Raw genomic sequence first — 12,348 nt, forward strand, 5'->3', positions numbered from 1 at the left:
GCTGGGAATTAACTATTATTTTCTAGCTTCTAACTAAGAAAATGCGAACTATGATTTTTGATTTAATCAAAAATTGTAGTTCGCATTTTTGGTTATTTACTAAAAAGGGTCTTAATTGGTTGATCATTTTACCCAATTTCGTTAAGTTCAATGCCATTAAGGTTAATCCGACATCATTTTCCACAGCCCGTTGGCCGCGCAAATGAGTTCGGCGTACGCCAAAATCCCTCTTCATGCGACCAAAGACTGGTTCAACGTCGAACTTGCGTCGACGATAGATCATCTTACCTTCATCGCTTGAGAGGGTCTCTTTGACTTTTGCTTTGTAATAATTCCAAGTTGGATTAACCTGGATGTAGCGCTGACGCTTACCTGGCGTTTTAGCTAACTGATCTAACTCTTCTGATGATTGATGTGTGTCGGCACGATAGAGTTTAAGATCGCGCTTAAATCCATACTTATCAGTTCGTTTACTGTAGCGATAAAAACTGAAGCGAACGCCTAAATGATCAATATAGTAGTCATCTTCGGCATTGTACTGCCAATTCTGAGGTTTTGTTGGATCATTTTTGAACTTACGCTTCTGCTCTTTTTGATAGGTGGTGTATGGAATGAGTGGTTGCTTATCGAATTGGTCAAGCAGTGTTGTGTAATTATATTCACTACCGTAACCAGCATCAGCTACCACGTGTGTAAAGAAATCCAAGCCATGGAATTGCTTAAGAAATGGCACTAAAGTCCTAGTATCAGTAGGATTGGAAAATAAAGCATAATCAAGGACAAACTGATTATGCGTGGCAATCTGAAGATTATATCCGGGTTTGAGTTCTCGGTTCATCATCGGATCTTCTTTCATGCACATAAAAGTTGCGTCGTGGTCTGTTTTCGAAAAGCTATTTCGTCCTTGAAAAATATCTTCGACACGTTCATATTTTTTAGCCCGTGGAATTAAGTCTTCTCTCAGTTGACGACGAAGCTTCTTTAGAAAACGTCGCCGACGTTTTCTAACTGAACCACCTTTAATTATTTTCGGCTCCTGTTTAATGGCTTCGTCTAGATTAGTGATTTCTTTTTCCACTTCTTCAGCCATTAATTCCATACCGTCGATAGATTCAATCATTTCTGGTTTCATCTCTTTGATGACTTGCTTTTCTACTAACTCATCATAAATACTAGCCGTCTTTTCTCTCAACTTAGCGTGATACTTTTCTATTGCCCGACGCCAAGTAAACGAGTACTTATTAGCATCCGCTTCAACCTTAGTGCCATCAATAAAGACTGCATCATTTTGAATTAGCCCATGGTCCGTAAGAGCCATAGTAAAGTAAACAAAGGTACGTTTTATTAAGTTCCTGGCGTGCTCACTCCGTCGAAAGTTATTGATGGTATGGTAACTGTATGAATGATCACGGGCTAACCATCGCATTGGTAAGTTTTCTTCTAACAAGGTTTCTATTTTCCGGCCAGAATAAGTTTGACGAGAGTACGCAAACAACAGAATTTTTAACATCAGTGCAGGGTGAGAAAGTGGGCGGCCGGTGACGGCCACGTTCTCTTCTAACAAAACCTCTTGTGGAATGGAATCGACAAAAGTATCAATTAACCGAACCAGATGATTTTTTGGCACATTGTAGTCATAATTTAGTACGAATTCTGTTTGTCCCGTGATATAATTTTGATACATGAAAATCGCTCCTTTATGTTTGTTTTTAGGGGTAATTACATCATATCAGGAACGATTTCCTGTGTACATAAGAAGCCGGACGATGAACCAAGATTTGATTCATCGTCCGGCTTTCATTTTGGACTGAGAGTTTTTTCCCAGCCTCATTTGTTTGATTTTTAATCATTCTGGGAAGTAGACTCTTCACTTTCTGATTTTGGGGATGCAGAATGACTACTTCTAATTCTGGTTACACGGAAAGAAGTAACATAAGCATTTTCCATTTCAATCGGAGTAAAGGAGAATTCGCCTACCCGAATAGGATGTTCCAGTTCCAAAGGATAATCACCTTCCAAGAAGTAACCTGTCAGTGTAGCAACAGGTGATTCTTGAAACTGCGTGATAGTAGTATGAAAATGTCGTTCGAAATCAGAGAGAGCAATTTTACCAGATACCCGGTAAGTAGGGTTACCTTGACTATCATCGTTGACCCGAATAATTTGTTCGGCACTGACGTGGTCAATTTCTTCACGAACAGTACCAAATAATTCTTCATAAATATCTTTATCGGTTACTATCCCGGATGTTCCCCCGTATTCATCCTGCACAATAACCATCGGGACTTTAGCTTTAATCATTACGCGTAAAACAGCGGGTAATGATTGGTTTTCATAGACTGATGGGATGCGCCGGATGATTTTGCGGATAGGTGCGTGGGGATTAACCTGATTTTGGCGCATAATATCATAAGAAAAAATATAGCCTAAAATATGGTCCTTATCATTATTTTGCACCACCGGAAAACGGGTGAATTTCTTATTAAAGTACAACTTAGAAGCATCTTCTACTGTTTCGTTACTATTGATGACAGCTAACTGGGTCCGGTCAATCATAATATCTGCAGCTACTTTATCATTCATTTCAAATGCTCGCTGCATGAACAAGACGTCTTCTTTATCCATCTCCCCGGCCTTTTGTGATTGCTTGGATAAGGAAACAATCTCTCCTTGAGAATAGATATCTTCTTCAGGGTGAGTACTATAACCGAGCATTTTGGTTAAAATGCCAGCTGTGGCAGAGAATAGCCAAACAAACGGATAGAATACGACGTGGAAAAACATCATGGGATTTACGATCATCAACAAGACTTTAACTGGTTTGTCAATGGCCATATTTTTAGGGACTAAGTCTGTGAAGACGGCATGGAGGAAGGTAAAAATTAAAACCCCAATGATTGGTGCAAAGGCATCTAAAATCTCTGCCGGCAAAAGATTGGTTGCTTCAATCAAGTTGGTAATGTATTCTTCCCCAATCCACCCTAAAATCAATGAGGTCAGGGTGATCCCCACTTGAGCAGTAGACAAGTATTCAGTTAGGTTAGCCACCATGTGACGGGCCCGTTTAATTTTTTGAGTCTGATCCATTTCTTCTAGTTCAGAAGGACGAACTTTGATAATGGAATACTCTAAGAGAGTAAACATAGCGGCTAACAGTAAAATAACAATAATAATCAATAATACAGGTAGATTTATAATCTCCCACATATGTGATTTAACTCCTTATTTATAAGATTTTTCTACATTAAGTAAATTCTACCATGAAACAGAGCGAAATAAAAAATTCGGAGCCGCTTTCAAACGAATTTTAGAGATTAAAAAACGGAGATGAGAACAGAACTAATTACTAGTTCCAAGTTCAATCTCCGTAAGTTAACTGAAAGATTAAATAATGCTTTATCAGCTAAAGTTTAATGCTTGATCTCAGTAGCTGAATATAATAGTTAGGCCAATGCTCCCATTGGGTCCCATGGTGCAAGCACTTGTGGTTCTTCCGTTTCAAAAACTTTTTGGAGTTCGGCAGGCAAGAACTTCTTGTTTACGACAACTTGATAGCAGTATTCGTCCATCCATTCATCACTCATTACAAAGAAGCCTTTTTCACCAACCTTGTCACCCCAGGAATTTTCGACTTTCCACTTGCGTGGTTCACCGTTAACCAAATCAACCCCGGTAAGAACCATAGCGTGGGTCATCAAGCTTTGTCCATAATCGAGACGTTCAGCCTTGGACATGCTGAAATCAACATCAAATAATTCATCTGGATTGTAAAGACGGGTATCCATGATCCCGGCTTTGCGGTCAGATTCTTTACCAACATCACTGCCAAACCAAACACTTTCGCCACTTTCGAGTTGCTTGATTGCAATCTTGCGGAAGGTATCCATATCAACATTGAGATGCCGAATAGGACGACCACCGACAACTGAACCCAGCATTTCTACTGTGTATAAGTGGTTATATGGCTTGTCTGCAGTTGGTGCATTGATCACAGAAACATAATCATCAAGGTTCCAGCCAATGTACTTATTAAAGAATTCCTTAGGGGTAATGTTTTGATCAATGTGGTAGTTGTTATCCTTATCACGGTATTCAAAGTCAAAGGATGTTGGAGGTTCGCCAAAACTATATGTTAAGATGCGGTAAACTTCAGTCAGCATCTTCTTTTTAGTCTTAGCAATTTCTTCATCGCTAGCGTGATTTGCTACTAATTCCCGAAGGGTAACAGCATCTTTCCGGAGTTTGAGATTCAAAGTGGCGTTAAACTCCCTGGATGAAGATGAATTATAAGTTTCAGGCATAGCGCTCTTTGGCACTACCCCGTACTTTTCAATGATGCCGACCATCATGTCCCACTGGCCACCATCTTGTTGTGGAGTTTCCATTAGCCAAGCAACTTTACGATCTGTTGTTGGTAGTTCTGCTGTTTTTAAGACGTTTTCATAGAAGTAGTTAGACTTTTCCAGCTTATCCCAGAAGAAAGTATAGTTTTGAGATAATTCGAATCCAGGTTCTACGCGGAAAGTATCTTTCATGAAATGACGCATAGTGTTTAAAGCAGCAAACATCCAGCACCGGCCAGATTGCTTTTGGTTAGAAACTTTTCCAGTGTCGAGATCAATGGAGAAAGTCCAGTTGATATCATTGGCAACAGCTGGTAAGTCATAGCTAGCTGCCAGAATTCCGTTTTTGGAAACTACCCGCCGCAAAACATCATGTCTGCTATCAGTGTGTAAATCATGCTTGAAATCTTGAAGTTGTTCAGCACTAATTGCTTTTTCCAAATTAGCCACGCTCCTTAAAATTAGAAATACATTATATATTATAAGATAATGATGAGATTAAGTAAACGAATAAAGGCTGAATGTACAGCATGAAAATGAACAAAAAAGCGAAGAATCACTGTATGCAACAAGTGATTCTTCGCATCAAAAGAAATTAACGTGCTTCTAAGACTTCAGGGCCATCCTGGCGTCCAACAATGACGGTATTAACCATATCCAAGAATAAACCGTGTTCAACAACCCCAACTTGTTTAATCAAGTAATCAGCCAAAGTATGTGGATCAGCTATTTCTTTGAGGTGAAGGTCGATGATATAGTTTTGCGAATCCGTTCGCAACATACTACCATCGGCATTTTTTCTAAAGGTAGGGTTGAGTCCTTTGGCTTCAAACCGTTCAAAGACTTTCTGACTACCGTAAGGAATAACTTCAACTGGAAGAGGGAATGAGCCCAGTTGTTGTGAAAGCTTGCTTTCATCAACAATCCACATTACTTGTTTAGAGTTAGTGGCAACAATCTTTTCAAATAGGAGGGCAGCTCCACCACCTTTAATCCCTTGGAAATCAGCGCTGATTTCGTCGGCACCATCGATAGTCAGGTCAATGTGGTCCACTTCATCAACTGATTTAAGGGGGATATTGAGAGAGCGAGCTTGTTCAGCTGTTCGGTTGGAAGTAGTTACCCCGATAATATTGAGTCCTTCTTCTTGAACACGTTTACCGAGGGCATCAACCATGAACTTGACAGTTGATCCGGTTCCCAAGCCGACGATCATTCCGTCTTCGATCCATTCGACTGATTTTTCTCCGACAAGCTTTTTAAGTTGGTTTTGATCCATTATGATTCCTCCAGCGTGGTATGTTTTTTGAGCCAAAGTTCTTGACCTTGAGGATGATGACGCAAGAAAGTAACCATCTCGGGACATAAAGGTAAAATTTTTAAGTGCTGGCTGACGATATGTTCAAAAAAGGTTGTCATTGTCGTATGTAAATACTGTGCGTCGTAGCCGGGGCGTAACCAGCATCTTTCTACTGCTACAGCTTGAACATCAGGTAGAGAAATCCACCCGATGCTGGCAATTAGCTGTCCGTCAGGAGTGCAAAGATGCAAATTATTTCCTTGATGTTTAAAATTCATTGCGCTCTTCCTTTCGGTATCAGTATAGCATTATAATTAAAATGAATGGCATTAAAATCGCCTAATGAAAGGAGAATAACAAATGAAAAGAGGATTTCAAGTAGTTTCAAAATATAAAAATGAGGATATAAAATTACCGATTCGGGCAACTAAAAATGCGGCGGGATATGATTTTTTTGCAGCAGAGGACTTTGTTCTGCCAAGTATTTGGAAAATGAATTTTATTAAACTATTGTGGCGAATCCGTAAAGAAAAGACTCTGCGCCCTGAGGACTATACCAAGGCGGCTGATGATTTACGTCCGCTGTTAGTTCCTACGGGAATTAAAGCATACATGCAACCAGATGAATATCTCCTACTAGCAAATCGCTCGAGCAGTCCTTTAAAGCGGGGATTGATACTTCCTAACGGAGTAGGAATAGTTGATAGTGACTATTACAATAACGAATCAAATGAAGGCGAAATATTCTTCCAGTTGGTTAATTTAGGGCCAAAGGATTATCACATCAAGAAAGGTGACCGCTTAGGGCAAGGAATTTTCATGTCTTATTTACAGGCTGATGGCGAAGAACAACCACTCGGCGAACGAACTGGTGGATTCGGTTCGTCGGGGCGGTAACCCTTCCCTCAAAAAGAAAGGGAAAATATGTTAAAATAATATTTTAACTATATAGTATATTTATTTTATTTTTTGTAGAAATGAGGTGGTGTAATGGCAAAAATTAAGACCAATTATTTGTGTCAGGAATGTGGATATATTTCACCGCGGTATCTGGGGCGGTGTCCTAATTGCAATTCCTGGAATACCTTTGTTGAACAGGTGGAAAAGCCTGCCACTACTTCCAACAGCACTGCTAGTCCGCGGTTGAATTTGCGTGGAACCCAAGTTCAACCACAACTTCTTGATACGGTTACTACTCAGAAGGTTCCGCGCGTGACAACTGGGATGCAGGAGTTAGATCGAGTACTAGGAGGCGGGATCGTTCCTGGGTCACTGATTTTAATTGGTGGGGATCCCGGGATCGGGAAATCGACATTACTATTACAAGTATCAGGCCAGTTGGCTCACTCCCAAAAAAAGGTACTTTATGTTACTGGGGAAGAAAGTGCCAGCCAAGTCAAAATGCGGGCTGACCGGTTAGGTGTCGGTGGAAATTCCTTCTATATTTATCCAGAAACTGATATGGCAAGTGTTAAAGAAAGTATTGCTACAACACAGCCAGACTTTGTAGTGATCGACTCGGTACAAACCATGCAGGAACCAGGGATGAATTCTGCTGTGGGCAGTGTAGCCCAGATTCGCGAGGTGACGGGTGATTTAATGCAGATTGCTAAAACTAACGGGATCACTGTTTTCGTGGTGGGACATGTTACCAAAGGCGGGGCAATTGCTGGTCCTAAGATTTTGGAACATATGGTTGATACAGTTTTGTATTTTGAAGGCGATCAGCATCGAGTTTTCCGAATGATACGGGCTGTTAAGAATCGTTTTGGTTCGACTAATGAAGTTGGGGTTTTTGAAATGCGAGAACAGGGGTTAGCAGAAGTTACTAACCCGTCAGAGGTCTTTTTACAAGAGCGCTTGGCTGATGCAACCGGTTCAGCAGTGGTGGTTTCTTTAGAGGGGACACGACCTCTTTTGGCTGAAATCCAGGCCTTAGTAACGCCGACTGCTTTTGGTAATGCCCAACGTACAACTACTGGTCTCAATCGCAACCGGGTAGCGTTGATTATGGCAGTGCTTGAAAAAAGAGCTGGTTTATTGTTGCAAAATCAAGATGCTTATTTGAAGACTGCCGGGGGATTAAAATTAGACGAACCAGCGATTGATCTAGCATTAGCAATTAGTATTGCTTCAAGTTATCGAGATACTGCAACACTACCAACGGATTGCTTCATTGGTGAAATTGGATTAACTGGTGAAGTTCGTCGGGTTAGTCAGATTGAGCAACGAGTTAACGAGGCAGTCAAGCTAGGATTTCATCGGGTATTTGTTCCACAAAACAACCTTGATGGGTGGCAGTTCCCTGATGGAATTCAAGTTGTGGGGGTTAAGACGGTTGAACAGGCCCTGAAATTAGCCTTTAAATAGGTAAGATGTTTTTAGAAAGAAGATGATATAACATGCGCAAGAAAATTGTTCTCATTGCTGCAGCCTTACTGGGAATTGGCATTGGGTATAATTTTATGCCACTATTGTGGGAGCTGCTGCATGTTTCTACAAATCGTATTTTAGATAACATGGCAGTTAATGCCCTGATTGGTCTAGTGGTATTTATCATGCCGGCATATCTTTTTAGCAATTACATGGATGATTTATTACAGCGGATTGAAGAGAAGCTGCTGCAACAAAAGCCCGAAACGCTGATCTCTGAATCACTGGGTGTAGTATTAGGGCTAATAGTTGCGGTTTTGATTTCTACATTATTTTGGCATTCGCAATTATTCCTGCTTCATACAATCCTTCCTGTCATCCTGATGATTATTTTGGGATATCTAGGCTTTATTATTGGTCGTGATCGACTGATAGATTTCCGCCGCACCTTTCTATTTCGCCGGGATAAGTTAGATCCAGAAAACAAAATTGATACTGTGGCTGCAGACAACGTTTTGGCACGGCGTGCAGGAGAAAACTTCTACCGCTATAAATTATTAGATACCAATATTTTAATTGATGGTCGTATCTATGACTTAGCGAAAACGGGTTTTTTAGAAGGAACTTTGATTGTTCCTAATTTCGTTTTATACGAACTACAATACATTGCTGATTCTGGTGATAGTATCAAACGCGTTCGGGGGCGCCGAGGACTGGATATCCTTAATAAACTGCGGAGTGAACAAATTGTCCCTATTCAAATGTATGATGGTGATTTTGAGGATATTACAGAAGTTGATAGCAAGTTGATCAAGTTAGCTAAATTGCTAGATGCGGAGATTGTTACTAATGACTACAATTTGAATAAGGTGAGTCAGTTTCAAAATGTTAAAGTGTTAAATGTGAATGCTCTGGCTAAATCACTAAAACCACGGGTGATTCCTGGTGAAAAACTTGAAGTTATGGTGATTAAGAAAGGAACGGAACGGCAACAAGGAGTGGCTTATCTAGACGATGGGACCATGATTGTTGTTGAAGATGGTTATTATTATATGAATAAGACTATCGAAGTTGAGGTTACTAGTGCTCTGCAGACAGACGCTGGACGAATGATTTTTGCTAAGCTAGCCCATTCGCGGCGCAAGCTAAAAGCACAGTCTCCTGCTAAAGACCAGGAGCAGGAAAGTAATTTACCCCAAAAAAGAAAATAATAACTCGGGATAGTTTATTTTTTGGAATATTCATTGTAAACTTTAAAGAGTATCGACAAAATGAAAAAGAAAGAGGCGCTTAAATTGGCAGACAAAAAAATTCGTGTTCGTTATGCACCAAGTCCAACAGGGCACTTGCATATCGGGAATGCACGGACAGCATTATTCAACTATTTATTTGCACGGCATAATAAAGGAACTTTTGTGATCCGGATTGAAGACACAGATACTAAGAGAAATATTGCTGACGGTGAAAAGAGCCAATTAGACAACTTAAAATGGTTAGGGATGGACTGGGATGAAGGTCCAGATAAGCCAGGTGAATATGGTCCTTACCGCCAATCTGAACGTAAAGGGATCTATCAACCGTTGATTCAAGAACTTTTGGAAAAGGGCTTGGCATACAAATCCTATATGACAGAAGAAGAATTGCAGAACCAACGGGAAGAACAAAAGGCCCGTGGGGAAGCTCCACGTTATGTCTATGAATACGAAGGTATGTCTGACGAAGAGATTGCTGCTAAGCAAGCTGCTGCAGAAGCTCAAGGCTTGAAACCAGTTATCAGAATTCGGGTACCACACAACAAGGTATACGAATGGGATGATATGGTTAAGGGACACATTAGTTTTAAATCCGATACAATCGGTGGCGACTTTGTTATTCAAAAGCGTGATGGGATGCCAACATACAACTTCGCCGTTGTTGTTGACGACCACTTGATGGAAATCACCCATGTTTTACGCGGAGATGACCACGTAGCTAATACTCCAAAGCAATTAGTAGTTTACGAAGCATTTGGTTGGGAAGCTCCGGCATTCGGTCATATGTCACTGATCATTAACTCTGAAACAGGTAAGAAGTTGAGTAAGCGGGATGAATCAGTATTGCAGTTTATTGAACAGTACCGTGATTTAGGCTACTTGCCAGAAGCTATGTTCAACTTTATTACCCTCTTAGGCTGGTCACCTGTTGGTGAATCAGAAATCTTTAACCGCAAACAATTCATTAAGATGTTTGATTACAAGCGGTTGAGTAAGTCACCAGCTGCTTTTGACAACAAGAAGATGGAATGGATCAATAACCAGTATGTTAAGTCCGCTCCTTCCGATGAAATTACGGCATCATCGCTACAACAGTTAATTAAGGCAGACTTAATTCCAGCTAACCCAAGCGTGTATGAAATTGAATGGGTACGGCAATTGATGGAATTATACAAGATGCAGATGTCATATACAGGTCAGTTAGCTGAAATGGCATCAGTATTCTTTACTGAACCACCTAAGTTAGATGAAGCTGCCAAGAAGGAATTAGCTGATGAAACAGCACCGGTTGTGTTGAATGAATTTGCTAAGCAAGTTAACGAACTACCAATTTTTGATGCCTTTGACATCCAAGCTGTTATTCGGAACGTTCAAAAAGAAACTGGTGTCCGGGGACGGAAACTGTATATGCCAATTCGGATTGCGACAACACGGGCAATGCACGGTCCAGATTTGGCACCTTCCATTGAATTATTAGGGAAAGAAAAAGCTTTAAAGCATTTACAACAAACTTTAGATGAAATGGCTGAATAGAAGTGTGAAAAAGGCGCCTAGTCATGGTTAGCGCCGTTGCGCAATTAAAAGCCAACTGGAAAGGACTGTGACATAAGTGCGTCACAGCCCTTTTTTGCTAGTTTAAGAAGTGAGGTACAAAATGATTCATCTTTATAATACTTTGACACGAGAAAAAGAGGTTTTTAAACCTTTACAACCTGGAAAAGTGACGATGTATGTCTGCGGTCCAACAGTATACAATTATATCCATATTGGCAATGCACGGAGCGCGGTAGCATTTGATACTATTCGGCGGTATTTTGAATATCGCGGATATCAGGTAAACTATGTTTCCAACTTTACAGATGTGGATGACAAAATTATCAAGGCTAGCCACGAGATGAACCTTTCTGTCCCTGAAGTGACGGAAAAATTTATTCAGGCTTTTTATGCGGATACGGATGCCTTAAATATCAAGCGAGCAACTAAGAATCCACGAGTGATGGAAAATATGGACGAAATCATCGCATTTGTGGATGCTTTGATTACCAAGGGCTATGCCTATGAAGCTGATGGTGATGTCTACTACCGGGCGCGGAAGTTTGCTCATTATGGTCAACTATCCGGCCAAGCAATTGATGAATTAGAACTTGGAGCAAGTGAACGGGTAACAGATATTGACCAGGAAAAGAAAGAAGATCCGTTGGATTTTGCTCTGTGGAAAAAGGCTAAACCGGGTGAGATTTCATGGACTTCTCCATGGGGAGAAGGGCGGCCAGGATGGCATATTGAATGCTCTGTGATGGCAACAAAATATTTAGGAGATACAATTGATATTCACGCCGGGGGCCAGGATTTAGAGTTTCCTCACCATGAAAATGAGATTGCACAGAGTGAAGCTAAAACGGGACAGAAATTTGCTAATTACTGGTTGCACAATGGCTTTGTAACAATTGGCAATGATGACGAAAAGATGAGCAAGTCGCTAGGGAATTTTGTTACTGTTCATGATCTCGTTCAAGAAGTAGACCCACAAGTTTTGCGGTTCTTTATGGCAACAACCCAATACCGGCGACCAATTCGTTATTCACAGGATAACTTGGATGAGGCACGGAACAATTTAGCCAAACTTAAGCATGCATGGGACAACCTTAATTATCGTGTGGCTAATGATGCCACTACTGCTCCATTGACTGCAGCTGATCATGTTTGGATTGAACAAATGGCCGCTTATCAAATGAAGTTCCTTAAAGCAATGGATGATGACTTCAATGTTCAAAACGGGATCGCCGTAGTTTATGAATTAGCTAAAGCAATGAATCGGTATACAGAAGAAGCTACTGTTAGTCGTGGAGTGGCTGATGAAATGTTGCATGAATTTATGCGGATGATTGCGATTTTTGGGATTGAGTTTAAAAATGAAGAACTTCTTGATACAGAAATTGAGCAATTAATTCATGAACGTGATGCTGCTCGGACAGAAAAGAATTTTGCGCGGAGTGATGAAATTCGTGATCAATTGAAAGAACAGGGAATCATTTTAGAAGATACCCCGCATGGAACGAGATGGAGAAGAGAGTAAAAT

Annotated in this window: 10 protein-coding genes; 5 read left to right on the top strand and 5 right to left on the bottom strand. The window is 40.6% G+C overall.

Annotated elements, in window-relative coordinates:
• Positions 1 to 22: 22 nt before the first annotated feature.
• The 5 genes from V3C97_RS01450 to V3C97_RS01470 all read right to left on the bottom strand — a co-directional run bounded on the left by V3C97_RS01450 (position 23) and on the right by V3C97_RS01470 (position 5,921).
• Positions 23 to 1,684 carry an IS1182 family transposase gene (locus V3C97_RS01450; RefSeq protein WP_056968813.1) on the bottom strand — a complete coding sequence of 554 codons (1,662 nt, stop codon included), beginning with the start codon at positions 1,682 to 1,684 and terminating at the stop codon, positions 23 to 25.
• Between the two features lie 158 nt (positions 1,685 to 1,842).
• Positions 1,843 to 3,207: a hemolysin family protein gene (locus V3C97_RS01455; protein ID WP_216543689.1), complete on the bottom strand. Its 1,365-nt coding sequence runs from the start codon at positions 3,205 to 3,207 to the stop codon at positions 1,843 to 1,845.
• 236 nt (positions 3,208 to 3,443) lie between these two features.
• Positions 3,444 to 4,784 carry a C1 family peptidase gene (locus V3C97_RS01460; RefSeq protein WP_268889098.1) on the bottom strand — a complete coding sequence of 447 codons (1,341 nt, stop codon included), beginning with the start codon at positions 4,782 to 4,784 and terminating at the stop codon, positions 3,444 to 3,446.
• 154 nt (positions 4,785 to 4,938) lie between these two features.
• Complete coding sequence (rpiA, locus tag V3C97_RS01465) at positions 4,939 to 5,622, bottom strand: ribose-5-phosphate isomerase RpiA (protein ID WP_009553276.1); 684 nt, start codon at positions 5,620 to 5,622, stop codon at positions 4,939 to 4,941.
• Positions 5,622 to 5,921, bottom strand: a complete 300-nt coding sequence (locus tag V3C97_RS01470) for an acetyltransferase (protein ID WP_009553274.1) — start codon at positions 5,919 to 5,921, stop codon at positions 5,622 to 5,624. Before V3C97_RS01470 ends, rpiA begins: the two co-directional genes overlap by 1 nt.
• An 82-nt stretch (positions 5,922 to 6,003) precedes the next feature.
• Between V3C97_RS01470 and V3C97_RS01475 the strand changes: the two genes are divergently transcribed.
• The 5 genes from V3C97_RS01475 to cysS all read left to right on the top strand — a co-directional run bounded on the left by V3C97_RS01475 (position 6,004) and on the right by cysS (position 12,345).
• Entirely contained in the window at positions 6,004 to 6,540 is a 537-nt protein-coding gene (locus tag V3C97_RS01475) for a dUTP diphosphatase (protein WP_216543683.1), read from the top strand.
• Positions 6,541 to 6,633: 93 nt separating this feature from the next.
• A complete protein-coding gene (radA, locus tag V3C97_RS01480) occupies positions 6,634 to 8,013 on the top strand; it encodes a DNA repair protein RadA (RefSeq protein WP_268889097.1) in 1,380 nt (459 codons plus the stop codon).
• A 32-nt stretch (positions 8,014 to 8,045) separates the two neighbouring features.
• Positions 8,046 to 9,227, top strand: coding sequence for a PIN/TRAM domain-containing protein (locus tag V3C97_RS01485; protein WP_268889096.1), 1,182 nt, complete (start codon positions 8,046 to 8,048; stop codon positions 9,225 to 9,227).
• Between the two features lie 84 nt (positions 9,228 to 9,311).
• A complete protein-coding gene (gene gltX / locus V3C97_RS01490; protein WP_009553266.1) occupies positions 9,312 to 10,802 on the top strand; it encodes a glutamate--tRNA ligase in 1,491 nt (496 codons plus the stop codon).
• Between the two features lie 121 nt (positions 10,803 to 10,923).
• Positions 10,924 to 12,345, top strand: a complete 1,422-nt coding sequence (gene cysS / locus V3C97_RS01495; RefSeq protein ID WP_338434308.1) for a cysteine--tRNA ligase — start codon at positions 10,924 to 10,926, stop codon at positions 12,343 to 12,345.
• Positions 12,346 to 12,348 lie beyond the last annotated feature (3 nt).

Origin of the sequence: Ligilactobacillus saerimneri (genome assembly GCF_036689625.1) — a bacterium.
Lineage (GTDB): Bacteria > Bacillota > Bacilli > Lactobacillales > Lactobacillaceae > Ligilactobacillus > Ligilactobacillus saerimneri.

Bases quoted from the DNA above. Each gene is read 5' to 3' on its own strand.
- V3C97_RS01450 (WP_056968813.1), bottom strand. From the start codon at position 1,684: ATGTATCAAAATTATATCACGGGACAAACAGAATTCGTACTAAATTAT.
- V3C97_RS01455 (WP_216543689.1), bottom strand. From the start codon at position 3,207: ATGTGGGAGATTATAAATCTACCTGTATTATTGATTATTATTGTTATT.
- rpiA (WP_009553276.1), bottom strand. From the start codon at position 5,622: ATGGATCAAAACCAACTTAAAAAGCTTGTCGGAGAAAAATCAGTCGAA.
- V3C97_RS01470 (WP_009553274.1), bottom strand. From the start codon at position 5,921: ATGAATTTTAAACATCAAGGAAATAATTTGCATCTTTGCACTCCTGAC.
- V3C97_RS01475 (WP_216543683.1), top strand. From the start codon at position 6,004: ATGAAAAGAGGATTTCAAGTAGTTTCAAAATATAAAAATGAGGATATA.
- radA (WP_268889097.1), top strand. From the start codon at position 6,634: ATGGCAAAAATTAAGACCAATTATTTGTGTCAGGAATGTGGATATATT.
- V3C97_RS01485 (WP_268889096.1), top strand. From the start codon at position 8,046: ATGCGCAAGAAAATTGTTCTCATTGCTGCAGCCTTACTGGGAATTGGC.
- cysS (WP_338434308.1), top strand. From the start codon at position 10,924: ATGATTCATCTTTATAATACTTTGACACGAGAAAAAGAGGTTTTTAAA.